30 protein-coding genes are annotated in these 22,836 nt (G+C 74.3%); 26 read left to right on the top strand and 4 right to left on the bottom strand.

What is annotated here, in order from left to right:
* Positions 1-45: 45 nt before the first annotated feature.
* Together ITJ85_RS14080 and ITJ85_RS14075 are read right to left on the bottom strand one after the other, a co-directional pair.
* Entirely contained in the window at positions 46-1,380 is a 1,335-nt protein-coding gene (locus ITJ85_RS14080; RefSeq protein ID WP_217913736.1) for a cation:proton antiporter domain-containing protein, read from the bottom strand.
* Between the two features lie 443 nt (positions 1,381-1,823).
* Complete coding sequence (locus ITJ85_RS14075; RefSeq protein WP_217913735.1) at positions 1,824-2,648, bottom strand: penicillin-insensitive murein endopeptidase; 825 nt, start codon at positions 2,646-2,648, stop codon at positions 1,824-1,826.
* A 78-nt stretch (positions 2,649-2,726) separates the two neighbouring features.
* On the opposite strand from ITJ85_RS14075, the gene ITJ85_RS14070 reads away from it, so the two are divergent.
* The 4 genes from ITJ85_RS14070 (at position 2,727) to fusA (ending at position 6,642) form a co-directional block, all read left to right on the top strand.
* Positions 2,727-3,509, top strand: a complete 783-nt coding sequence (locus ITJ85_RS14070) for a hypothetical protein (RefSeq protein ID WP_217913734.1) — start codon at positions 2,727-2,729, stop codon at positions 3,507-3,509.
* Positions 3,510-3,600: 91 nt separating this feature from the next.
* Complete coding sequence (rpsL, locus tag ITJ85_RS14065) at positions 3,601-3,972, top strand: 30S ribosomal protein S12 (protein ID WP_217913733.1); 372 nt, start codon at positions 3,601-3,603, stop codon at positions 3,970-3,972.
* On the top strand, positions 3,972-4,442 hold the full coding sequence (gene rpsG / locus ITJ85_RS14060) for a 30S ribosomal protein S7 (RefSeq protein ID WP_217913732.1): 471 nt from the start codon (positions 3,972-3,974) through the stop codon (positions 4,440-4,442). Before rpsL ends, rpsG begins: the two co-directional genes overlap by 1 nt.
* A 106-nt stretch (positions 4,443-4,548) precedes the next feature.
* Positions 4,549-6,642, top strand: a complete 2,094-nt coding sequence (gene fusA, locus ITJ85_RS14055) for an elongation factor G (protein WP_281412201.1) — start codon at positions 4,549-4,551, stop codon at positions 6,640-6,642.
* A gap of 889 nt (positions 6,643-7,531) precedes the next feature.
* Here fusA and ITJ85_RS14050 read toward each other — a convergent pair.
* Positions 7,532-9,172: a nitroreductase/quinone reductase family protein gene (locus ITJ85_RS14050; RefSeq protein ID WP_217913731.1), complete on the bottom strand. Its 1,641-nt coding sequence runs from the start codon at positions 9,170-9,172 to the stop codon at positions 7,532-7,534.
* A complete protein-coding gene (locus ITJ85_RS14045) occupies positions 9,169-11,853 on the bottom strand; it encodes an FAD-binding and (Fe-S)-binding domain-containing protein (RefSeq protein ID WP_217913730.1) in 2,685 nt (894 codons plus the stop codon). Before ITJ85_RS14045 ends, ITJ85_RS14050 begins: the two co-directional genes overlap by 4 nt.
* 224 nt (positions 11,854-12,077) lie before the next feature.
* On the opposite strand from ITJ85_RS14045, the gene tuf reads away from it, so the two are divergent.
* From tuf to rplO, 22 genes are all read left to right on the top strand, one after another.
* The gene (tuf, locus tag ITJ85_RS14040; protein ID WP_217913729.1) at positions 12,078-13,271 is read left to right on the top strand and encodes an elongation factor Tu; all 1,194 of its coding nucleotides are present in this window, start codon (positions 12,078-12,080) and stop codon (positions 13,269-13,271) included.
* A gap of 83 nt (positions 13,272-13,354) precedes the next feature.
* On the top strand, positions 13,355-13,663 hold the full coding sequence (gene rpsJ / locus ITJ85_RS14035) for a 30S ribosomal protein S10 (protein ID WP_217913728.1): 309 nt from the start codon (positions 13,355-13,357) through the stop codon (positions 13,661-13,663).
* 4 nt (positions 13,664-13,667) lie between these two features.
* Complete coding sequence (gene rplC, locus ITJ85_RS14030; protein WP_217913727.1) at positions 13,668-14,285, top strand: 50S ribosomal protein L3; 618 nt, start codon at positions 13,668-13,670, stop codon at positions 14,283-14,285.
* Positions 14,282-15,187 carry a 50S ribosomal protein L4 gene (gene rplD / locus ITJ85_RS14025; protein WP_217913726.1) on the top strand — a complete coding sequence of 302 codons (906 nt, stop codon included), beginning with the start codon at positions 14,282-14,284 and terminating at the stop codon, positions 15,185-15,187. The genes rplC and rplD overlap by 4 nt, the downstream gene beginning before the upstream one ends.
* Positions 15,184-15,486, top strand: a complete 303-nt coding sequence (gene rplW / locus ITJ85_RS14020) for a 50S ribosomal protein L23 (RefSeq protein ID WP_217913725.1) — start codon at positions 15,184-15,186, stop codon at positions 15,484-15,486. Before rplD ends, rplW begins: the two co-directional genes overlap by 4 nt.
* Positions 15,486-16,334, top strand: a complete 849-nt coding sequence (rplB, locus tag ITJ85_RS14015; RefSeq protein ID WP_217913724.1) for a 50S ribosomal protein L2 — start codon at positions 15,486-15,488, stop codon at positions 16,332-16,334. Before rplW ends, rplB begins: the two co-directional genes overlap by 1 nt.
* Before the next feature lie 3 nt (positions 16,335-16,337).
* Positions 16,338-16,622 carry a 30S ribosomal protein S19 gene (rpsS, locus tag ITJ85_RS14010; RefSeq protein WP_217913723.1) on the top strand — a complete coding sequence of 95 codons (285 nt, stop codon included), beginning with the start codon at positions 16,338-16,340 and terminating at the stop codon, positions 16,620-16,622.
* Complete coding sequence (rplV, locus tag ITJ85_RS14005) at positions 16,619-16,981, top strand: 50S ribosomal protein L22 (protein ID WP_217913722.1); 363 nt, start codon at positions 16,619-16,621, stop codon at positions 16,979-16,981. Before rpsS ends, rplV begins: the two co-directional genes overlap by 4 nt.
* 4 nt (positions 16,982-16,985) lie before the next feature.
* Complete coding sequence (rpsC, locus tag ITJ85_RS14000) at positions 16,986-17,753, top strand: 30S ribosomal protein S3 (RefSeq protein ID WP_217913721.1); 768 nt, start codon at positions 16,986-16,988, stop codon at positions 17,751-17,753.
* Positions 17,753-18,166: a 50S ribosomal protein L16 gene (gene rplP, locus ITJ85_RS13995; RefSeq protein WP_217913720.1), complete on the top strand. Its 414-nt coding sequence runs from the start codon at positions 17,753-17,755 to the stop codon at positions 18,164-18,166. Before rpsC ends, rplP begins: the two co-directional genes overlap by 1 nt.
* A gap of 3 nt (positions 18,167-18,169) precedes the next feature.
* On the top strand, positions 18,170-18,364 hold the full coding sequence (gene rpmC, locus ITJ85_RS13990) for a 50S ribosomal protein L29 (protein ID WP_217913719.1): 195 nt from the start codon (positions 18,170-18,172) through the stop codon (positions 18,362-18,364).
* Positions 18,361-18,642, top strand: a complete 282-nt coding sequence (gene rpsQ, locus ITJ85_RS13985; protein ID WP_217913718.1) for a 30S ribosomal protein S17 — start codon at positions 18,361-18,363, stop codon at positions 18,640-18,642. The genes rpmC and rpsQ overlap by 4 nt, the downstream gene beginning before the upstream one ends.
* Complete coding sequence (gene rplN / locus ITJ85_RS13980; protein WP_217913717.1) at positions 18,642-19,010, top strand: 50S ribosomal protein L14; 369 nt, start codon at positions 18,642-18,644, stop codon at positions 19,008-19,010. Before rpsQ ends, rplN begins: the two co-directional genes overlap by 1 nt.
* Complete coding sequence (rplX, locus tag ITJ85_RS13975) at positions 19,010-19,324, top strand: 50S ribosomal protein L24 (RefSeq protein WP_217913716.1); 315 nt, start codon at positions 19,010-19,012, stop codon at positions 19,322-19,324. The genes rplN and rplX overlap by 1 nt, the downstream gene beginning before the upstream one ends.
* A complete protein-coding gene (gene rplE / locus ITJ85_RS13970; RefSeq protein ID WP_343232953.1) occupies positions 19,324-20,004 on the top strand; it encodes a 50S ribosomal protein L5 in 681 nt (226 codons plus the stop codon). The genes rplX and rplE overlap by 1 nt, the downstream gene beginning before the upstream one ends.
* Positions 20,005-20,013: 9 nt before the next feature.
* On the top strand, positions 20,014-20,199 hold the full coding sequence (locus ITJ85_RS13965) for a type Z 30S ribosomal protein S14 (protein ID WP_217913715.1): 186 nt from the start codon (positions 20,014-20,016) through the stop codon (positions 20,197-20,199).
* A gap of 10 nt (positions 20,200-20,209) precedes the next feature.
* Positions 20,210-20,602, top strand: coding sequence for a 30S ribosomal protein S8 (rpsH, locus tag ITJ85_RS13960; protein ID WP_343232952.1), 393 nt, complete (start codon positions 20,210-20,212; stop codon positions 20,600-20,602).
* Positions 20,603-20,615: 13 nt separating this feature from the next.
* On the top strand, positions 20,616-21,149 hold the full coding sequence (gene rplF / locus ITJ85_RS13955; protein ID WP_217913713.1) for a 50S ribosomal protein L6: 534 nt from the start codon (positions 20,616-20,618) through the stop codon (positions 21,147-21,149).
* Positions 21,146-21,496 carry a 50S ribosomal protein L18 gene (gene rplR / locus ITJ85_RS13950; RefSeq protein WP_217913712.1) on the top strand — a complete coding sequence of 117 codons (351 nt, stop codon included), beginning with the start codon at positions 21,146-21,148 and terminating at the stop codon, positions 21,494-21,496. The genes rplF and rplR overlap by 4 nt, the downstream gene beginning before the upstream one ends.
* Positions 21,497-21,541: 45 nt before the next feature.
* A complete protein-coding gene (rpsE, locus tag ITJ85_RS13945; RefSeq protein WP_425517122.1) occupies positions 21,542-22,120 on the top strand; it encodes a 30S ribosomal protein S5 in 579 nt (192 codons plus the stop codon).
* Positions 22,117-22,302 carry a 50S ribosomal protein L30 gene (rpmD, locus tag ITJ85_RS13940; RefSeq protein ID WP_217913710.1) on the top strand — a complete coding sequence of 62 codons (186 nt, stop codon included), beginning with the start codon at positions 22,117-22,119 and terminating at the stop codon, positions 22,300-22,302. Before rpsE ends, rpmD begins: the two co-directional genes overlap by 4 nt.
* A complete protein-coding gene (gene rplO / locus ITJ85_RS13935) occupies positions 22,295-22,831 on the top strand; it encodes a 50S ribosomal protein L15 (protein WP_217913709.1) in 537 nt (178 codons plus the stop codon). The genes rpmD and rplO overlap by 8 nt, the downstream gene beginning before the upstream one ends.
* Positions 22,832-22,836 lie beyond the last annotated feature (5 nt).

Here is a 22,836-nt window from a genome sequence, read left to right as displayed (position 1 = left end):
GCTGCAGCACCGGAAGGGCCCGCCTCGTGCGGGCCCTTCCGCGTCTTACGCCCGCCCCGCCACCCGCCGGGCCTCCTCCTCGACCTCGTCGCGCACCCGCCGCTCCAGGCGCCGGGTGAGCGGGTCGCCGGTCACGCCGTGGACCACGATCGAGACCATCACCACGGCGACGCAGGTCCAGATGACGACGCCAGCCTCACGGGGGGCCATCAGGCCCGCGCCCAGGGCGGCCGCCGCGTAGTAGAGGCTGCCGATGCCCCGCACGCCGAACCAGCCCACCCAGAGGCGGCCGGCCGCGTCCAGCGGGGACCACCGCAGCGCGACGAGGCAGGCGAGCGGCCGCACCAGCAGGATCAGCACGGGGGCGAGCAGCCAGCCCGCCGGCCCGGGCGCGCGCAGGCCGTCGACCGTCAGCAGGCTGCCGAGCAGCAGGATCATGGCCAGCTCGAGCACGCGCTCGAGGGTCTCCGCGCCGGCGTGGACGCCCGCGTGCTGCTCGTGGCCGCGCTCCCGGCGCCGGAAGGCGATGCCGCCGGCGAACGCGGCGAGGAAGCCGTAGGCGTCGCCGATCACCGTGACGCTGTAGATCGCCAGCACCGCGCCGACGGCCACCCACCCGTCGAGCTCGGGCGCCAGCAGGCCGCGGTCGCGCAGCCGCACCGAGACGGCGCCGATCGCCCACCCGCCGAGCACGCCGATGCCGACGCCGGCGGCGACCGCGTACACCACGTCCACCGCCAGCCACTCGCCGACGTCCCCGGCGCCGGCCCCGCCGGCGATCACGAGCCCCAGCATCACGAAGGGGAAGGCCAGGCCGTCGTTGAGGCCGGCCTCCGAGGTGAGCGCGAAGGCCGGCTCGCGCTCGTCGTCCTCGTCGGGCGGGCCCACGCCCACGTCCCCGGCCAGCACGGGGTCGGTCGGCGCCAGGGCGGCGCCCAGCACGAGGGCGGCGCCGGCCGAGAGGCCCATCGCGAACGCCCCGTAGGCGGCGACGGCGGCGATGGTGAGCGGCATGACCAGCGCCAGCAGGAGCACCGTGGAGCGCCACCGCCGCAGGCCGAGCGGCCGGTCGAGCCGCATGCCGGTCGCGAACAGGGCCACGATCACCGCGAACTCGCTGAGGTGCTCGACGACGTCCGCGTCGTCGACCAGGTGCAGCCAGTGCACGTCGAGCAGCGCGATGCCGCCGGCGGCGAGCGCGCCCATGGCCAGGTAGACGATCGCCGGCGAGAACGCGCGCTCGCGCTGGTGGGTGAGCGCGACCATGGCCACCAGCACGGCGACGCCGAGGAACAGCAGGCCGAGGGCGAAGGCGTCGGCCAGGTGGAGGCCCGGCGAGATCGCCGCCGCGGTCCCGGCGGGATCGATGAGTGCGCGCACGGGGCGGTCCTACCCGCGGCGCCCCCGGCGAACGCCGAGCGTGCGCGGCTCGTCCGGCGGCCCGCGCCGCCGAGGGCGGTGCCGGCGTACGCAGGGCTCAGGGCCTGTGTATGAACTGATCCCGGTACCGATCAGGGTTCTCCGCCGCTCTCCGAGCGGACCTTCGCCTGCTCAGGATGCGGCCACTCGGCCGACCGCGACACCGACGCCGCTACGGTGCTCGCCGCGTGGGCGGACGGTCGGATCGCTCTGGATGCCGAACTGGAGGACCGTCGCCCGGAGGTGCCGGGAGACGCGAAACGCTCGCCCGCGGGGATCCCGGGTGGGGCGCCGCTGGCGTCCTTGCCCGCCCCGGCGATCGGACGAGAAGCCCGCTCGCGGGCACGGCCGAGAAGGCCGCCGTGTCAGAGCTCGCGGCCTCGCCGGAGTTCATACACAGACCGTCAGTTCCCGGTGCCGTCCGGGTCGGGGAAGCGGGCGTGCAGGTGGTCGTCGTGGTTCGGCCAGCGCACGACCACGCCGGCCGGGCCGTGCAGGTCGAGGCGCGGGCCGATCAGCACGAGCGAGGCGCCCTGGGCGACGAGCCGGTCCACGACCGCCTGGGTCAGCTCGCGGTCGTAGGTGGCGGCGTCGACCGACGACTCGGCGCCGTCGCGGCGCACCAGCCGGATGTCCACGTCCAGGCCGTTCTGGTGGGAGGCGTGCCCGACCACCGGCCCGGTGAAGGGCCCGCCGCCCGGGCGCGACAGGTCGCCCACGCCGAGCCGCGGCTGCTCGGGGTGGGTGGCCTCCCACCACACGCCCAGGTCCATCACCTGGCGCACGAGGGCCGCCGTGCCCCAGGTGCGCTCGGCGCCGCCCGGCGGCCGCTGGGTGGCGGGGTCGTAGGTGTAGTAGCCGGGCCCCTCGGCGGGCAGGCGCACCGCGTTGTGCAGCGCGCCGGCGTTCGGCGTGCCCAGCGCCAGGCTCTCGCGCCACTCCACCGCGGGGCGGGCGGCGCGCGAGGCGGGGGCCTCGCGCCGGGGGCGCGGGGCCGGCTCGGGCGCCGGCGCGGCCGGGCGGGCGACCGGGGCGGGGGCGGCCTGGGCGACGGACGGGCCGCTGCCCTCCTGCAGCGCGGCGACCGGCACGAGGGCGGCCACGAGCGCGAGCAGCGTCACCCACGCCCACTGGGGGCGGCCGCCCCGCCGCCGGCGCCTGCGCCCGAGCGAGGCGGCGCAGGCGGGGCAGCAGCTGAGCGCCTCGCGGCGGTGCCGTCGCGAACCCATGCGTCCGAAGGTACCACCGCGGGGGCGCGTTTCCCCTGCAACGCGCGTTGTGGAATGCCCCCGCAGTAGTGTGGGGGCGTGATCGCCGGCCTCGTCGCCCGCCCGCTGCGCCTCGTCGCGCTGCTCGCGGCGCTCGCCGCCGTGGCGGCCGGCCTGTGGTCCTGGCAGCGCGCCGGCTCCAGCACGGAGGTCAGCGCCGACGCCGCGGTGCGCGACTTCCGGCGGGACGGCGGCGGCGACGCGGCCGGTCCGGCCCCGGCGGGGGTGCCACGGCCCGGGGTCTACACCATGCGCCAGGAGGGCTCCGAGCGCGGCGGCGCAGGGCCCCTGTCGGTGACCCGCGACCTGCCCGGGACGGCGCGGTACGTGGTGCGCGCCGTGCCCGGCGGCTGGTCGGAGGAGCTCCTGCTGAGCGAGGAGCACGTCGAGGGCGTGCGCCTTCGCGTCGACGCCCGGGGCGCGGCGCGCGAGGTGGCGCGCCGCACCCACGTCACCTTCCTCGGCGTCGGCCGCGACGACCGGCGCGAGCCGCGGCCCGCGCCGCTGCGCCTGCCGCGGCCCCTGACGGTCGGCCGCGCCTGGGAGAGCGCCTACCGGGCGGGCACCCTGCGCGTCACCGCCCGCTCCGAGGTGCTGCGCGCCGAGACCGTGGAGGTCGACGGCAGGCCGCTGACCGCCCGGGTGGTGCGCACCGTCTCCGACACGGAGGGGGCCCATCCCGGCCGGCGGACCGACGTGGTCTGGTGGTCGCCGGCGCTGACGCTGCCCCTGCGATGGGAGATCGACATGCGCATCACCGGCGTGGTCTCCCTGCGCACGCGGGCGGCGCTGGTGCTCGAGAGCACCACGCCGCTGGTGTGACGCGCGGGCCGTCACCGGCGACCGCGCGTTTGCTAGCCTCTGCGGGCCGGTCACCCGGCCCCTGTCCTGTCGTGCTCGAAAAAAGGCACCATTGCCCACGATCAACCAGCTGGTCCGCAAGGGCCGCCGCCCCAAGTCATCCCGTGTGACGACGCCCGCCCTCCGGGGCGCGCCCCAGAAGCGCGGCGTCTGCACCCGCGTCTACACCACCACCCCGAAGAAGCCGAACTCGGCGCTGCGGAAGGTGGCCCGTGTGCGGCTGACCAACCTGATGGAGATCTCCTGCTACATCCCCGGTGAGGGGCACAACCTGCAGGAGCACTCGGTCGTCCTCGTGCGCGGGGGCCGCGTCCGCGACCTGCCGGGCGTGCGGTACAAGGTGATCCGGGCGGCGCTGGACGCGGCGGGGGTCAACGACCGCCGCAAGGGCCGGTCGAAGTACGGCGCGAAGAGGCCCAAGTAATGCCGCGCCGCGCAGTCGTCACCCGCCGTCCGCTCGACCCGGACCCCGTCTACAACAGCGCCCTGGTCACCCAGCTGGTGAACAAGGTGCTCCGCGACGGCAAGAAGTCGACCTCCGAGGGGGTGGTCTACGGGGCGCTGGAGCGCATCCGCGACCGCACCGGCCGCGACCCCGTCGCGGTCATGGAGGAGGCCATCCGCAACGTCACCCCGGCGCTCGAGGTCAAGTCCCGCCGCGTCGGCGGCGCGACGTACCAGGTGCCGATCGAGGTGGCCCCGCGCCGCGGGCGCACGCTGGCCATCCGCTGGCTCGTGCGCTACGCGCGGGAGCGCCGCGAGAAGCAGATGAGCGAGCGGCTCGCCAACGAGCTGCTCGACGCCCTGGGCTCGCAGGGGGGCGCCTTCAAGCGGAAGGACGACCTCTACCGGATGGCGCAGGCGAACAAGGCGTTCGCGCACTACCGCTGGTAGGCGCACCCCCTCCGTCCGACGGGGGCCGGGGGGCTGATCTGAAGTGACTCCCGCGATCGGCCGGCTCCCGCCGGCCGGCGCCGCGACTCGGACGAGGTGAAGGGCTGTGACGACGACCGCGAAGAAGGTCTCCCTCGAGAAGACCCGGAACATCGGGATCATGGCGCACATCGACGCCGGGAAGACCACCACGACCGAGCGGATCCTCTACTACACCGGCCGCACGCACCGGCTGGGTGAGGTGCACGAGGGCGCGGCGACGATGGACTGGATGGCGCAGGAGCAGGAGCGCGGCATCACCATCACGAGCGCCGCCACCACCTGCTTCTGGCGCGACCACCGCATCAACATCATCGACACGCCGGGCCACGTCGACTTCACCATCGAGGTGGAGCGCAGCCTGCGCGTGCTCGACGGCGCGGTCGCGGTGTTCGACTCGGTCGCCGGCGTCGAGCCGCAGAGCGAGACCGTGTGGCGCCAGGCCGACCGCTACGGCGTGCCGCGCATCGCCTACGTCAACAAGATGGACCGCATCGGGGCGAGCTTCGAGCGCTCCGTCCAGACGATGATCGACCGGCTCGGCGCGAAGGCCGTGCCGATCCAGCTGCCGATCGGGGCCGAGTCCGAGTTCCGCGGCATCGTCGACCTGATCGGCATGAAGGCGATGCTCTACAAGGACGACCTCGGCACCGAGTTCGACCTGGCGGACATCCCCGAGGACATGGCCGACGAGGCCCAGGCGGCCCGCGACCAGCTCATCGAGGCGCTCGCCGACCACGACGACGAGCTCGCCGAGCTCTACCTCGAGGGCGAGGAGATCGACAAGGACCGCCTGGTGGCGGCCATCCGCAGCGCGGTGCTGGCGATCGAGATGACGCCGGTCCTCTGCGGCTCCTCCTTCAAGAACAAGGGCGTCCAGCCGCTGCTCGACGCGATCGTCGACCTGCTCCCCTCGCCGCTCGACGTGAAGCCCGCCACGGGCATCGTCCCGGGCACCGAGGACGAGGTCGTCCGCGAGGCCGACCCCAAGGGCCCGCTGTCGGCGCTCGCGTTCAAGGTCATGAGCGACCCGTACGTCGGCCGCCTCACCTACCTGCGCGTCTACTCCGGCACGCTCGCCAGCGGCAGCTCCGTCATCAACTCGACGAAGGACCGCAAGGAGCGCGTCGGCCGGCTGCTGCTGATGCACGCCAACCACCGCGAGGACATCGACGAGGTCGAGGCCGGCGACATCGTCGCCGCCGTGGGCCTCAAGTCCACCACCACCGGCGACACGCTCACCGACGCCAGCGACCCGGTCGTGCTCGAGCAGATGACCTTCCCGACGCCGGTCATCAACCTGGCGATCGAGCCGAAGACCAAGCAGGACCAGGAGAAGCTCGCGACCGCCCTCCAGCGCCTGTCGGAGGAGGACCCGACCTTCCGCGTCCAGACCGACGAGGAGACCGGCCAGACCGTCATCTACGGCATGGGCGAGCTCCACCTCGAGATCATCGTCGACCGGCTCATGCGCGAGTTCAACGTCGACGCGAACGTCGGCCAGCCGCAGGTGGCCTACCGCGAGACGATCCGCAAGCCGGTCAACAAGGTCGAGGGCCGCTTCGTGCGCCAGACCGGTGGCCGCGGCCAGTTCGGCCACGTCTACCTCGACGTCGAGCCCAACGAGCAGGGCGCGGGCTACGAGTTCGAGAGCAAGATCGTCGGCGGCGCCATCCCCAAGGAGTACGTCCCCGCGGTCGACCAGGGCGTCCAGGAGGCGCTCGAGGGCGGCGTCGTGGCGGGCTACCCGATGGTCGACGTCAAGGTGCGGCTGGTGGACGGCTCGTACCACGAGGTCGACTCCTCGGAGATCGCCTTCAAGATCGCCGGCTCGATGGCCCTCAAGGAGGCCGTCAGGCGCGCGAGCCCGACGCTCCTCGAGCCGGTCATGGCCGTCGAGGTCGTCGTGCCGCAGGACTTCGTCGGCACGGTGGTCGGCGATCTCACCTCGCGCCGCGGCCGGATCGGCGGCATGGAGTCGCGGGGCAACACCGAGGTCGTCAACGCCCAGGTGCCGCTGTCGCAGATGTTCGGCTACGCGACCGCGGTGCGCTCCGCCACCCAGGGGCGCGCGACCTTCACGATGCAGTTCCACTCGTACCAGGAGGTCCCCGCCTCCATCGCCGAGGAGATCAAGGCGAAGGCCGGCACGGCCGCCTAGTCGTGGTCGTCACCCGGCCCCGCATGGGGCCGGGTGGGCGCCCGCCCGTCGTCGACGGTGCGGGCGTGCTGGGGCGGAACCATCGCGCGGGCGGGACCGGCCCTGCCGGGCCGACCCGTCCGTTGACGAGGTCGGCGACGGACCGGGTCGGCCGGGGACGATCCCGAGCGCGGGGCGGGAGCCGGCCCTGCGGGCCGGCTGGCGCTGGGTGGGTGGTCGAGGGACGAGGTGGTCCCGGTCCGTCCTCGACGAGGTCGTCCACGGACGGGGTCGGCCGGGGACGATCCTGTGCGCGGGCGGGACCCGGCCCTGGCGGGCCGGCTCGCGCTGGGCGGGTGTCGACCGCCGTGCCCCTCACGCGGGGACCCGGCCTCTTTCGGGCCGGGTCACGCGGCAAATCGCCCCTGGCCGGGGCGATTTGCACACCGGCGCACCGCCTTCGGCGGGGCGGGCGCCGGAAACCCCACTGACGTGAGCGTCCGTGGTGCGCGTGGGGTGTGCCCCGCGCCCTCGTGGGCCGGTGATCCCTCCCGCCTTCGGCGGTCGTGTCTCCGACCACCTCGTCCCTCGACCACGTCGTCCGGGACGGAGCTCGTCCAGTTCGCCGCGCGGCGCGCCCCGGCGGCGCGTCAGCGCCGACGGAGCCGCGCGGTTGGGGGGCAAATTGCCGAATCGGCGCGCCCCGGCCGCCAGGCCGGAGCCGATTCGGCCGGCGCGCCCGGGGCGTTCCTCAGTCCGACGCAGCCCAGGCCGCCCTGCGAAGCCGGGCGGCCTGGGCGGGACGATCAGAGCTCGCGGCCGCACCGCGAAGCCGGGCGGTTGGGCGGGACGATCAGAGCTCGCGGCCGCACCGCGGAGCCGGAGTGTCTCTCCGCGGGACGACCAGAAGCTACCGCTCCGGGCGGAAGAGGCCGGCGCCGCCGCCGAGGTAGGGCTCCACGCGGCGGCAGGTGACGCCGGCGCGGCGGGCGTAGCGGGCCCACAGGTCGGCGTACTGGTCGAAGCCGACCATCGGCGCCTGGCGCTCGAGCTGGCGCAGCAGGGTCACGTGGTAGCAGTGGTAGTTCTCGTCGGCGAGGTAGCTGGCCCAGGGGCGGCCGGGGGTCAGCAGGCCGTAGAGGCTCCAGCGCCCGGTGTCGTGCACCGGCAGGTAGCGGATGAGCGTGGCCTCGCCCGCGCGGGCGAGCGCGCGGGCCAGGCGGCCGCCCGCCATCGCGCCCGGGGCGCGCGGGCGGACGCGCTGCTCGCGCGGGCCGGTGCGGCGCGGCTGGGGCCGTGAGGTCAGCAGCGGACCGGTGGTCTCGAGGTTGATGATCGTCACCATGAAGCCGTTGAGCGCGGCGCCCTTCCAGGGGCTGGCGCCCGGGTAGGCGCGCTCCACGAACCAGGGCCGGGGCCGGCGCACCTGCGGCGTGCTCACCCGGCTGCGCACGCCACCGGCGGCGACCGGCACCTGGAAGGCGCGCAGGGCGCCGGTGGCGGCGGCGGCGAAGCGGGGGTCGCCGGTGCGGTGGTAGGCCCGCGCCATGAGCTGGGCGATGCGGCCCTGCGCCATGCCCGAGGCGCCGGGGCGGATGGCGCCGGGGACGTCCGGGACGTCGTAGTACTCCCACAGCAGGAAGCGCGCGCGGCCGGCGCGGCGCGCGACACCGTACGGCAGCAGCGCCGAGGCCAGGCGCTCCGGCGACAGCCCCGCGTTGAGGTCCTGCCAGCGCCCGGCGGTGGCGACCGGGTTGACCGCGAAGCCGCGCCGCTCCCAGTAGGTGGAGAGCACGCCGTCGGGGTCGCGGATGATCGCCCGGCTGCCCGGCGCCCCGCGCCGGGCGTAGTACCACGCGTTCACCTGCAGGGTGCGAAGCACCGTCGCGCGCCGGCCCTCCGGCTCGCGCGGGCCGAGGTGCCGGTCGGCCAGCCGCAGCACGTAGCCGATGTCGGCGCGGGTGCGCGAGCCGGGAGGCGCCTCGCGGGAGGCCTCCCGCAGCGTCGCGCGGGCGGTCGCGGCGTCCTCGGGCAGGCCGCCGGCCGGGATCGCGAAGCTCGGCCGCGCGGCGGCCGCGGGGCCGGCGAGCGCCAGCGACAGCAGCAGGGTGGCGCCGACGCGGAAGACGGGGTGGCGGCCGGCCACCCGGCGGGCCTGGTCCGCCGTCGGCCGGCGGGGCAGGTCGAAGAAGCGGCCGGTGAGCCAGCCGAAGCGCCGCACGTACGCGGCGACGACGGCGGCCCGCTCGTCGCCGCCGACCGGCGTCGCGCGGAACCGCTCCGTGCGGCGGCCGTGGATGAGCTCGCCCCAGCCGGCGGCGTCCAGGTTGCGCGCCCAGTCGGTGCGCCCGCGCGGGGCCACGAGGTAGCGCCGCCCGCGCCGGCGCAGCACCAGCACGGGGGTGGAGCGCAGGCGTCCGCTGCGCCGGCCGTGCACGCGCAGCATGCGCAGCCCCGGCAGCGGCAGGCCGAGCCGGCCCACGAGCAGGGCGATGACGCCGTTCAGGGCGCGCGCCGGCACGCCCACGCCGCGTCCGCGCGCCGAGATCACGCGAGCCTCGCCAGCAGGTGCTCGGCCGGGTGCACCGCGGGGCGGCCGGTGGTGCGGCGGATCTGCTCCCGGCAGGAGGTGCCGGCGGCCACGGCCAGGTCGGCGCCGCGCACCGCGGGCGCGAGCCGGTCCTCGGCGATGCGCCGCGACAGGCCGGGGTGGAGGTGCCCGAACGCGCCCGCCATGCCGCAGCAGCCGGCGCCGGAGTCGCGCACCCGCAGGCCCGGCAGCCGGCCGAGCGCCGCGGCGCCCTCCTCGCCGCCGCCGAGCGCGCGCGCGTGGCAGTGCTCGTGCACCACGACGTCCGCGTCGGCCGCCTCGTCGCGCAGCGGCGGCCCGCCCAGGTCGAGCACGGCGCGCTCGAAGGTCACGGCGGCGTCCCGCACCCACGCCGCGCGCGGGTCGCCCGGCACGAGTCGGGGCAGGTCGTCGACGAGCATCGACCAGCAGGACGGCTCGAGCACCACGATGCGGCGCCCCGCCAGGGCGTGCGGCGCCAGGCGGTCCAGCGCGCGCCGGGCCCGCGAGCGCGCCTGGGCCACGAGCCCCTGCGAGAGCAGCGGGCGGCCGCAGCACCCGGGGTCCACGACGCCGGCGCGCGCGCCGGCCGCCCGCAGCACGCGCAGGGCGGCGTCGCCGATGGAGGGCTCCAGGTAGCGGGTGAAGGTGTCGGCCATGACCACGATGTCGGCAGCCGCGGGCGTCGCCCCGACGTCCGGGGTGCCAGTAGACGCAGACGGGCGCCACCGGCGCACGGGGGCCGGGGGTGCGTCGCCCGTCAGCCGCCCCGCCGCCACGGCCGCCCGGCGCGCGAGCCGCGGCGCCCCGCTGCCGAGGGCGAGCAGCTCGTGGGCGTGGCCGAGCATCCGGGCGCGCAGCGGCACGCCGCGCGCCCGGTGGCGATGGGCGAGCGCCTCCACCTTGAGGGCGGCCATGTCCACGCCGGCCGGGCACTCCGCGGCGCACGCCTTGCAGGCCAGGCACAGCTCGAGCGCCTCGTGCAGGCCGTCGTCGGCGAGCCCGGCCTCCAGGCGACCCTCGAGGGCGGCGCGCAGCGCGACCGCCCGCCCGCGGGTGGCGTGTCGCTCGTCGCCGAGCGCCTGGTAGCTGGGGCACATCGCGCCCGAGCGCGCGCGGCACGCGCCGTTGCCGTTGCACGCCTCGCCGGCGCGCGCCAGGCCGCCCTCGCGCGCGAACGAGACGGCGGTGCGCCGGGGCAGCCGCGGCGGCGAGGCCACCAGGCGCAGGCCCTCGTCGAGCGGGTCGGGGTCGACGATGATCCCCGGGTTGAGCATCCCCTCGGCGTCGAGCAGGCGCTTGAGCGCCCCGAAGGCGGCGATCGTCGGCGGCGGGTACATCCGCGGCAGCAGCTCGCCGCGGGCGCGCCCGTCGCCGTGCTCGCCCGACAGCGAGCCCTCCAGCGCGACCACCAGGTCGGCGGTCGCCTCGGCGATGCGCCGCAGCGCGGGCACGGCGCCGGGCCGGCGCAGGTCCATGCGCGGCCGGATGTGCAGGCAGCCGACGCTCGCGTGCCCGTACCAGACCGCGTCCACGCCCTCGCGGTCGAGGATGCGGCGCACGCCGCCGACGAGCTCGGGCAGCCGGGCGGGCGGCACCGCCGGGTCCTCGATGAAGGCGAGCGGCCGGGGGTCGCCCGGGCCGGCGGGCACCGCGCCCAGGGCGCGCCCGATGCCGGCGCGGCGCACCGCCCACACGGCCTCCTGCTCGCGCGGGTCGAGCACGGCGCGGGCGCCGCGCACCCGGCGCACCCGCTCGGCCACCTCGTCCGGCGGGCCGCTGTGCTCCACGAGCAGCTGCACGGGGGCGTCGGCGCCGAGCGCCCCGCGGGCCATGATCTCGACCGCCGACGGTCCGTCCTCCAGGGCGCGCAGGGCGGCGTCGACCGCCGCCTCCACCGAGTCGGCGCCGAGCAGCGCGATGCCGCGGGCGGCGGGGCGCGGCACCAGCCGCAGCAGGGCCGAGCGCACGACCGCCAGCGTGCCCTCCGACCCGCAGACCACCCGCGGCCAGTCGGGCTCGTCGCCCCCGAGCGCCTCGAGGGCGTACCCGGAGACCCGCCGCAGCAGGGTGCGCGGCGTGGCGTGCGCGGCCAGCGGCCGGGCCGCCTCCAGCGCCGCGGGCGCCGCCCCGCCCCGGCGCAGGGTGGCGCGCGTGCCGTCGGCGAGCGTGACGTCGAGCGCGAGCACGTGGTCGGCGGTCAGGCCGTGGACCACCGACCGCGCCCCGGCCGAGTTGTTGGCGATCATGCCGCCGAGCGTCGCCCGGCTGGCCGAGGCCACGTCGGGCCCGAAGGCCAGGCCGTGGCGGGCGGCCGCGGCGTCGAGGTGGGCCAGCACCACGCCGGGGCCGACGCGGGCGGTCATCGCGTCGGGGTCGATGCGGACCGCGTCCAGCAGCGAGGTGTCGACCACGAGCCCGCGCCCCACCGCCTGGCCCGCCAGCGAGGTGCCCGCGCCCCGCACCGTGAGCGGCGCCCCGGCCGCGCGGCAGGCGGCGACCGCGGCGTCGAGGTCGTCGGCCGAGCGGGCCCGCAGCACCGCCGCCGGGCGCCGCCGGTAGAGGCTCGCGTCGCAGGCGTAGAGCTCCCGCGAGGCCGCGTCGGCCCGCACCTCGCCGGCCGCCGTGCGGCGCAGCTGATCGACGAGCGCGAACGCGTCCACGGCGGCATGGTACGGTGCCCTCCGCCTGCCTCGCACGAGGCCGTGCGGGCGGGTGGAATCGCCTTGCGGGCCGGGGTCCGTTTGCTAATCTACCCCGGCTCTACGGAGCGCCCGGTTCTCTGTGCGCGGCCCACGGGCCGCGCGTTCTGTGCCGGGGGAGATTTTCGTCCGGGAAAGCGGCCGCTGAGCAGGCCGTCACGCCGAGTGCCCAGAGGGAGCTATCGATGGCGAAAGAGAAGTTCGACAGGTCCAAGCCGCACGTCAACATCGGCACCATCGGCCATGTCGACCACGGCAAGACGACCCTGACGGCCGCCATCACCAAGGTCCTCGCCGAGAAGGTCGGCGGCGAGACCAAGGCCATCGCCTACGACTCCATCGACAAGGCGCCGGAGGAGCGTGAGCGCGGCATCACGATCGCGACCTCGCACGTCGAGTACGAGACCGAGAACCGCCACTACGCCCACGTGGACTGCCCGGGCCACGCCGACTACATCAAGAACATGATCACGGGCGCCGCCCAGATGGACGGCGCGATCCTGGTCGTGTCCGCGGCCGACGGCCCGATGCCGCAGACGCGCGAGCACATCCTGCTCGCCCGCCAGGTCGGCGTGCCGTCGATCGTCGTGTTCCTCAACAAGGCCGACATGGTCGACGACGAGGAGCTGCTCGAGCTCGTCGAGCTCGAGGTCCGCGAGCTGCTGTCCTCCTACGAGTTCCCCGGCGACGACACGCCGGTGATCCGCGGCTCCGCGCTCAACGCCCTCAACGGCGACGCGGCGGCCGAGGAGAGCATCCTCGAGCTGATGGCGGCGGTGGACGACTTCGTCCCGCTCCCCGAGCGCGACGTGGACAAGCCGTTCCTGATGCCGGTGGAGGACGTCTTCACCATCACCGGCCGCGGCACGGTGGCCACCGGCCGCGTCGAGCGCGGCATCATCAAGGTCGGCGAGACGGTGGAGATCGTCGGGATGACCCCCGAGACCACCAGCACCGTCGTGACCGGCGTCGAGATGTTCCGCAAGCTGCTCGACGAGGGCCAGGCCGGCGACAACATCGGCGCGCTGCTCCGCGGCGTCAAGCGCGAGGAGATCCAGCGCGGCCAGGTGCTGGCGGCGCCGAAGTCGATCACCCCGCACACGAAGTTCACCGCCCAGGTGTACGTCCTCTCGAAGGACGAGGGCGGCCGCCACACGCCGTTCTTCTCCAACTACCGCCCGCAGTTCTACTTCCGCACCACGGACGTGACGGGCGTGGTGAACCTGGAGGAGGGCGTGGAGATGGTCATGCCCGGCGACAACGCCACCATGACGGTCGAGCTGATCCAGCCGATCGCCATGGAGGAGGGCCTGCGCTTCGCGATCCGCGAGGGGGGCCGCACCGTCGGCGCCGGCGTCGTCGAGAGCATCATCCAGTAGCAGGGGTTCGTCCCCGGCCCCGTCGTCTCCCTCGCGGAGGCGGCGGGGTTTTCTTTCCCCCCGAATCCGAGGCGCCGCGAAGAGTGCAGCAGAACAAGATCAGAATCCGCCTCAAGGCATACGACCACGAGCTGATCGACAAGAGCGCCGCGTCGATCGTGGAGACCGCGCAGCGGAGCGGCGCCACGATCTCGGGTCCCGTCCCGCTCCCGACCGAGCGCAACGTCTACTGCGTGATCCGCGGCCCGTTCAAGGACAAGGACTCGCGGGAGCACTTCGAGATCCGCACCCACAAGCGCCTCATCGACATCTACTCGCCCACGCCGAAGACGGTCGACTCGCTCATGCGCCTCGACCTGCCCGCCGGCGTCGACATCGAGATCAAGGCGTAGCGCGATGGCCGCGATCATCGGACGCAAGGTCGGCATGACCCAGATCTTCGGCGAGGACGGCGCCCGCGTGCCGCTCACCGTGATCGAGGCCGGCCCCTGCCACGTGACCCAGGTGAAGACCGAGGAGGCCGACGGCTACGCCGCCGTGCAGCTCGGCTTCGGCGCCATCAAGCCCAAGCGGCTCGCCGGCGGCGAGCTCGGCCACCTCAAGAAGGCCGGCGCGCCGCCCGTGCGCCACCTGCACGAGTTCAGCCTCGAGGAGGTGGGCGAGGTCGCGCTGGGCGACGTCGTCACCGTCGAGGGCTTCGAGCCGGGCCAGGTGGTCCGCGTGACCGGCACCTCGAAGGGCAAGGGCTACGCCGGCACCATCAAGCGCCACAACTTCAAGCGCGGGCCGAAGAGCCACGGCTCCCACAACATCCGCCAGCCCGGGTCGATCGGCGCCGCCGCCTACCCGGCGCGCGTCTTCAAGGGCCTGCGCATGAGCGGCCACATGGGCGCGCGCACGGTCACCCAGCGCGGCCTGCAGGTGGTCGACCGCGACGTCGAGCGCAACCTGCTGCTCGTGCGCGGGGCGGTCCCGGGCGGCGTCAACGGCATCGTGATCGTGAGGCCCGAGTGACCCTTCCGGTACTGGACCCCGCAGGCCTGCCCGCCGGCTCGGCGCCGCTCGCGCCGGCCATCGCCGAGCAGGCCATCAAGCAGCACCTCATCCACGAGACGGTGGTCGCCGAGCTCGCCGCCCGGCGCGCCGGCACCCACTCGACGCTGACCCGCGGGCAGGTCCGCGGCGGCGGCAAGAAGCCGTGGCGCCAGAAGGGCACCGGCCGCGCCCGCCAGGGCTCGACCCGCGCCCCGCAGTGGACCGGCGGCGGCACCGTCTTCGGGCCGACCCCGCGCTCCTACGGCGGCAAGGTCAACCGCAAGGTGCGTCAGCAGGCGTTCCGCGCCGCCCTGCGCGCCCACGCCGACCGCGGCTCGGCCGCGGTGATGGACGCGACCGGCTGGGACGCGCCCTCCACCAAGCGCGCGGCCGAGTACCTGCGCCAGGCGCCCGACGGGCTCCAGGTGCGGCCGCTGCTCGTGGTGCTGGACGACGTCCAGTCGGTCGAGGCGCGCGCCTTCCGCAACCTCGAGGGCGTCTACGTGTTGTCCGGCGCCGAGCTCGAGACGGTCGACGTGGTCGCCGCGCGGGCCCTGCTCGTGGAGCGGGCCGTGTGGGAGCGCCTCGCGGGCGCGCCGCTCGAGGTGGCCGAGGTGTCGCCCAAGCCGACGCCGAAGCCGGCCCCGCAGCGCACCGCGCCGGCCGCGCCCGCCAACCAGGTGGCCGCGCCCGCCGAGGAGGCGCCGAAGCCGAAGCGCTCGCGCAAGAAGGCCGCCGAGGAGCCCGTCGCCGAGGAGCCGGCGGCCGAGGCGACCGCCGAGGAGCCGGCCGCCGACCGGGCGCCGCTCGCCGAGGCCGACCAGGTGCCGGGCGACGCGCCCGCCGAGGAGGCCCCCGAGGCCGAGGAGGAGCGCTCGTGAGCAGCCTGCGGCAGGACATCCGGCGCGTCATCGTGCGCCCGGTCATCTCGGAGAAGAGCTTCCAGCTCGTGCAGGCGCACAACCAGTACACGTTCCGCGTGCTGGACAGCGCCCACAAGACGGAGATCCGCCAGGCGATCGAGGACCTCTTCGACGTCACGGTGACCGACGTGCGGACCGTGTCCGTGCGCAGCAAGCCCAAGCGGCGCGGCGTCAGCCGCGGTCGCCGCCCGGGCTGGAAGAAGGCCATCGTCGAGCTCCGGCCCGGCGACACGATCGAACTGTTCGAGGGCGCCTGATGGGGATCCGCAAGTACAAGCCGACGTCGCCGGGCCGGCGGTTCGTCACCGGCTCCGACTTCGAGGAGGTCACGAAGACGACCCCCGAGAAGTCGCTGCTCGGGAAGATCCACAAGTCCGGCGGGCGCAACAACAACGGCCGCGTGACCAGCCGCCACATCGGGGGCGGCCACAAGCGCCGCTACCGGATCATCGACTTCAAGCGCCGCAAGGACGACGTGCCGGCCAAGGTCGCCGCCATCGAGTACGACCCCAACCGGTCGGCCCGCATCGCCCTGCTGCACTACGCCGACGGCGAGAAGGCCTACATCCTCGCGCCGCAGCGGCTGCGCGTGGGCGACACGGTGATGAGCGGCCCGAAGGCCGACATCAAGCCGGGCAACTCGCTCGCCCTGCGCGACATCCCGACCGGCACGGTCGTGCACAACATCGAGCTCCAGATCGGGCGCGGCGGGCAGCTCTGCCGCTCGGCCGGCGTCGGGGCGCAGCTCATGGCGAAGGAGGGCGACTACGCCACCCTCCGCCTGCCCTCGAGCGAGATGCGCATGGTGCACGCCGACTGCCGAGCGACCGTGGGCCAGATCGGCAACGCCACGCACGAGAACATCAGCGTCGGCAAGGCCGGCCGCAGCCGCTGGAAGGGCAAGCGCCCCAAGGTGCGCGGCTCCGCCATGAACCCGGTCGACCACCCGCACGGCGGCGGGGAGGGCAAGAGCAACTCCGGGCGCCACCCGGTCACCCCGTGGGGCAAGCCGACCAACGGCTACCGCACCCGGGTCAAGGGCAAGCCCAGCTCGAAGTACATCGTCCGCGGCCGCAAGCGCGGCAAGCACACCGAGGGGCGTTAGCGAATGGGTCGCAGCACCAAGAAGGGGCCGTTCGTCGACGAGCGGCTGATGAAGCGCATCGAGGACATGAACGCCGCGAACGAGAAGCGCATCGTGCGCACCTGGTCGCGCGCCTCGACGATCTTCCCCGAGATGGTCGGCCACACGATCGCCGTGCACGACGGGCGCAAGCACGTGCCCGTGTTCGTGAGCGAGAGCATGGTCGGCCACAAGCTGGGCGAGTTCGCCCCCACCCGCACCTATCGGGGCCACGCCGGCTCCGACCGGACCTCCACGATGCGCCGATGAGCACCGACACCCAGACCCCGCCCGTGGTGGAGGCCACCGCGAAGTACGTCCGCACGTCGGCCCGCAAGGGCCGGCTGGTGGCCGACCTCGTGCGCGGCAAGTCGGTCGCGGAGGCGCAGGCGATCCTCGCCTACAGCACCCGCGCGGCCGCCGTGCCGGTGCGCAAGGTGCTGCAGTCGGCGATCGCGAACGCGGACCACAACCACGGCCTCGACCCGCGCGACCTCGTGCTGGCGCGCGTCACCGTGGACGAGGGCCCCACGATCAAGCGCTACCGGCCGCGGGCCCAGGGCCGGGCGACGCCGATCATGAAGCGCACCTGCCACATCACCATCGGCCTGGCCGAGACGGGACGCTAGAGACATGGGTCAGAAGATCAATCCGACCGGCTTCCGGCTGGGCGTGCTCAGCGGCTGGCGCAGCAACTGGTTCTCGACGCGCGACTACGCGAAGTACCTCGACGAGGACCGCGTGGTGCGCAACCACATCCTCGGCAAGCTGAGCCACGCCGGCCTGTCGTCGATCCACCTGAAGAAGGACCAGACCAAGCTCACCGTCGACATCTTCACCGCCCGCCCGGGCATCGTGATCGGCAAGAGCGGGTCCGAGGTCGACGCGCTGCGCCGCGAGCTCAACCGGCTCACCGGCAAGCAGATCCAGGTGAACATCAACGAGATCAAGCGCCCCGAGCTCGACGCGAAGCTCGTGGCGCAGTCGATCGCCGAGCAGCTCGAGAACCGGGTCAGCTTCCGGCGGGCGATGAAGCGCGCGCTGACATCCGCCATGCGCTCCGGCGCCCAGGGCGTGAAGATCCAGTGCGGCGGCCGCCTGGGCGGCACCGAGATGTCCCGCTCGGAGCACTACTCCGACGGGCGCGTCCCCCTGCACACGCTGCGCGCGGACATCGACTACGGCTTCCACGAGGCCAAGACCACCTTCGGCCGGATCGGCGTGAAGGTGTGGATCAACAAGGGCGAGGTGCTGCCCGAGGGCGTCACCGACAGCCGCGGCCGCACCGACATGGAGGCGGCCCCGCCGCCGCGCCGTCCGCGCCGCGACCGCCGTCCCGGCGGGGGCCGCGACCGCGGGGGCGACCGCGCGGGCCAGGGTTCCCGGGGGGGTGACAGCTGATGCTGATGCCGAAGCGCACCAAGCACCGCAAGGAGCACCGCGGTCGCCGCAACGGCTTCTCGAAGGGCAACCACACGATCCACTTCGGCGAGTACGGCCTGAAGGCCCTCGAGCCGGGGTCGATCACCAACCGCCAGATCGAGGCCGCCCGTATCGCCATGACCCGTCGCATCAAGCGCGGCGGCAAGGTGTGGATCAACATCTTCCCCCAGAAGTCCTTCACCAAGAAGCCGGCCGAGACCCGCATGGGCTCCGGCAAGGGCTCGCCCGAGGGGTGGGTCGCGGTGGTGAAGCCGGGTCGCATCATGTTCGAGCTGGCCGGCGTGCCCGAGCCGCTCGCCCGCGACGCGATGCGCCTCGCCGCCAACAAGCTGCCGGTCCGCTGCAAGTTCGTGACGCGCGAGGACGGGTAGGACGTGAAGCCGAACGAGATCCGAGACCTTTCCGACGACGAGCTCGCCCAGCGGCTCGCCGAGGCCCGCGAGGCGCACTTCAACCTGCGCTTCCAGCACGCCTCCGGCGCGCTGGAGCGGACCTCGGAGCTGTCGGCCCGGCGCCGCGAGATCGCGCGCCTCCTGACCATCGCCCGAGAGAGGGAGCTGCAGGCATGAGCGCCGCCGTCCGCACCCCGCAGGAGTCGGTGGCGTCGCGCAAGAGCCGTACGGGCTATGTCGTGTCGGCGTCCCGCGACAAGACCATCACCGTGCTGCTCGAGACGTCGCGGCCCCACCCCGTGTACGGCAAGACGGTCCGCACGTCGACGAAGCTCCACGCGCACGACGAGCGCAACGAGGCGGGCGAGGGCGACCTCGTGCGCGTCGTGGAGACCCGTCCGCTGTCCCGCCAGAAGCGCTGGCGGCTGGTCGAGATCATCGAGAAGGCGCGGTAGTGATCCAGGTCGAGACACGGCTCCGCGTGGCCGACAACACCGGCGCGCGCGAGATCCTCTGCATCCGCATCATGGGCGGCTCCCGCCGGCGCACCGCGTCCGTGGGCGACGTGATCGTGGGCACCGTCAAGGCGGCGGTCCCCAACGGCGCCATCAAGAAGGGCGACGTCGTCCGCGCGGTCATCGTGCGGACCAAGAAGGAGCACGGCCGCGACGACGGCACGTTCATCGCCTTCGACGAGAACGCGGCGGTCATCATCGACAACGCCCAGAACCCGCGCGGGACCCGTATCTTCGGCCCCGTGGCACGCGAGCTGCGCGAGAAGAACTTCATGAAGATCATCAGCCTGGCCCCGGAGGTCCTGTAGTGCCGGCCCGCATCCGCAAGGGCGACCGCGTGGTCCTGCTGTCCGGCAAGGACAAGGGCAAGTCGGGCGTGGTGCTCGAGGTCCGGCCCCGGGAGGGGCGCGTGGTCGTCGAGGGCGTCAACATCATGAAGCGCCACACCAAGCCGCGGCCGCCCAACGAGCCCGGCGGCGTGATCGAGCGCCCGGCGCCGGTTCACCTGTCCAACGTGTCGCTGATCGACCCGAAGGACAACCGGCCGACGCGCGTGCGCATCCAGGAGATCGACGGCCGGCGCGTCCGCGTGTCGGCGCGCTCCGGCGAGAGGTTCGACTGATGGCCGACGACACCGCCCAGACCGAGGAGGGCCCGGTGGCCACCGCAGCGCCCGCCGCGCCGCCCGCGCGGCTCAAGACCATGTACGAGCAGGAGATCCGGCCGAAGCTCCAGGAGGAGTTCGGCTACGCGTCGCCGATGCAGCACCCGCGGCTCGTGAAGATCACCCTGAGCATGGGCGTGGGCGAGGCCAAGCAGAACTCCAAGGCGCTCGACGAGGCGATGGCCCAGATGGGCGTGATCGCCGGCCAGAAGCCGGCCCTCACCCGGGCCCGCAAGTCGATCGCCCAGTTCAAGCTGCGCGAGGGCATGGCGATCGGCTGCAAGGTCACGCTGCGCGGCGCCCGCATGTGGGAGTTCCTCGACCGGCTCCAGTCGGTCGCTCTCCCCCGCATCCGCGACTTCCGGGGCGTCAACCCGGACATGTTCGACGGCCGCGGCAACTACAACCTCGGGCTGCGCGAGCAGACCATCTTCCCCGAGATCGACTACGACAACGTCGACGCCGTCCGCGGCCTCAACGTGACCATCACCACGACGGCCGGCACCGACGAGGAGGCCCGCGCGCTGCTGCGGCACCTCGGCATGCCGTTCCGCGCGGAGGGCTACTCGGCCGAGGAGCGGGCTGCCCGCCGCCGGCGCAAGCAGAAGAAGTTCGGCCGCGGCCGCGGCCGTCGGTAGAGGAGAGACGTGGCGAAGACCAGCCTGAGGGTGAAGGCGTCCCGGACGCCGAAGTACAAGACCCAGCAGTACACGCGCTGCCACAACTGCGGCCGCCCGCGGGCGGTGTTCCGCAAGTTCGGCCTGTGCCGCATCTGCCTGCGCGGTCACGCGCACGCCGGCGTGATCCCCGGAATGACCAAGAGCAGCTGGTGACGCGCCGATGATGACGGACCCCATCGCGGACATGCTCACGCGCATCCGCAACGCCAACACCGCCCTCCACGACGTCGTCGAGATGCCCGGCAGCACGCTCAAGGCCGAGATCGCACGGGTGCTCAAGGAGCAGGGCTACATCCAGGACTACGAGCTCCGCGAGGGCCGCGTCGGCACCGACCTCGTGGTGCGCCTCAAGTACAGCCGCGACCGGCGCCGCGTCATCAGCGGCCTCGAGCGCGTGTCCAAGCCCGGCCGCCGCGTCTACGCGGACCGCACCACCATCCCGCGCATCCTGGGCGGCATGGGCGTGGCGGTCCTCTCGACCTCGCAGGGCGTCATCACCGGGCACGAGGCCCGCCGCCGTGGCATCGGCGGCGAGGTGCTCTGCTCGGTCTGGTGAGGGGGGAGACCGAATGAGCCGCATCGGACGCGCGCCGATCCCGATCCCCGACGGGGTGACGGTCGACATCGCCGGCCAGAACGTGGTGGTCAAGGGCCCGAAGGGCGAGCTGCGCCACACCGTGGTCGAGCCCATCCGCATCAGCCAGGAGGACGGCCAGCTGGTCGTCACCCGGCCGACGGACCGCGGGCCGCACCGGGCGCTGCACGGCCTGTCGCGGAGCCTGGTCGCCAACATGATCGAGGGCGTCAGCGCCGGCTTCGAGCGCCGCCTCGAGGTGGTCGGCGTCGGCTACCGCGCGCAGATGCGCGGGACGTCCCTGGAGATGGCGGTCGGGTACTCGCACCCTGTTACCATCGAGCCGCCCGAGGGGATCTCGTTCGAGGTCCCGGCGCCCACCCAGGTGGTGGTGCGCGGGATCGACAAGCAGGCGGTGGGGCAGATCACCGCTCAGATCCGCGCGGTGCGTCCGCCCGAGCCCTACAAGGGCAAGGGCGTCCGCTACGCGGGTGAGGAAGTTCGGCGCAAGGTCGGTAAGAGGGCATGAGCACCACCACACTCGAGGCGCGCCAGCGCCGCCACCGCAGGATCCGGGGCAGGGTCGCCGGCACGGCCGAGCGCCCGCGCCTGGCGGTCGCGCGGTCGAACAAGCGCATCTACGCCCAGATCATCGACGACGACCGGGGCCACACCCTGGCCGCCGCCGGCTCGCACGAGGCCCCGCTCCGCGGCCTGGCCAAGGGCGAGGCGGCCGCCGAGGTCGGCAAGCTGCTGGCCGAGCGGGCGAAGCAGGCGGGCGTCGAGCGCGTCGTCTTCGACCGGGGCGGCTACAAGTACCACGGGCGCGTCAAGTCGCTCGCCGATGGGGCCCGCGAGGGCGGGCTCGAGTTCTGACCGAGAGGGTGACCGCGCGTGGCTGAGGTACGCCGAGGACCGAAGATCAATCCCGACGGGCTCGAGCTCAACGAGCGCGTCGTCCAGGTGAACCGCGTGGCGAAGGTCGTCAAGGGCGGCCGCCGCTTCTCGTTCTCCGCGCTCGTCGTGGTGGGCAACGAGGTGGACACCGTGGGCGTCGGGCACGGGAAGGCCAAGGAGGTCCCCGTCGCGATCCAGAAGGCCGTCGAGGACGCCAAGAAGAACCTGTTCCGTGTGCCGAAGTACCGCACCACGATCACCCACCAGGTGCTCGGGCGGGCCGGCGCCGGCAAGGTGTTCATGAAGCCGGCCTCCGAGGGCACGGGCGTGATCGCGGGCGCGGGCGCGCGCGCGGTGCTCGAGCTCGCCGGCATCCGCGACATCCTCACGAAGTCGCTCGGCACGTCGAACCCGGTCAACCTCGTGGCCGCCACCGTGGCCGGCCTCAAGGCCCTGCGCCGCCCGGAGGAGGTCGCGGCGCTGCGGGACCGGAGCGTCGCCGAGGTGCTCGGCATCGAGCGCGGCTCGGGCGCCCCGGCCACCGAGGGCTCCGCCGCCGGCCAGGCCGAGGCCGTCCCGGCGGGCGCGGCGGTGACCGAGTGAGCAAGCTGACCATCACGCAGGTGCGGTCCGGCATCGGCACCCAGAAGCGCCACCGCGGCACGCTGCGGGCCCTGGGCCTGCGCGGCATCGGCACGACCGCGGAGCACCAGGACTCACCCGTGCTCCAGGGAATGCTGCGGATGGTGTCCCGTCTCGTGCGTGTGGAGAGGAACGATGGCTGACCAGCCCGAGATCCCGGAGACCCCGGCCGAGGACGTCCGCCTCGACCGCCTGAGCCCCCGCCCGGGCGCCAAGCGCGCCCGCAAGCGCGTGGGCCGGGGCATCGGCTCGGGCACCGGCAAGACGGCCGGCCGCGGCCAGAAGGGCCTCGGCGCCCGCGCCGGCGGCGGCGTGCGGCCGGGGTACCAGGGCGGCCAGATCCCGGTCTACATGCAGCAGGGCAAGCTCCGCGGCTCCAACCGCAAGATGTCGATGCCGATGGGCCCGTTCCGGACCCACGCGCTGGCGGTCAACGTCGGCCGGCTGGACGTGTTCGAGGCGGGCGCGGTCGTCGACCCCGAAGCCCTCGCGGCCAAGGGGCTGGTGAAGAACAACCTGTCGCGCGGCTGGCCGGTCAAGATCCTCGCCGAGGGCGAGATCGACCGCCCGCTGACCGTGCGGGTGCACGCGGCGTCGGCCGCTGCGCGGACGAAGATCGAGGCCGCCGGGGGGACCGTCGAGATCATCGGCGAGGCCGTCGAGCGGGCCTAGCGGCT

Origin of the sequence: Miltoncostaea marina (genome assembly GCF_018141525.1) — a bacterium.
In the GTDB taxonomy this organism is placed as follows: domain Bacteria; phylum Actinomycetota; class Thermoleophilia; order Miltoncostaeales; family Miltoncostaeaceae; genus Miltoncostaea; species Miltoncostaea marina.
This window is presented reverse-complemented; position numbering and strand designations above follow the sequence as displayed.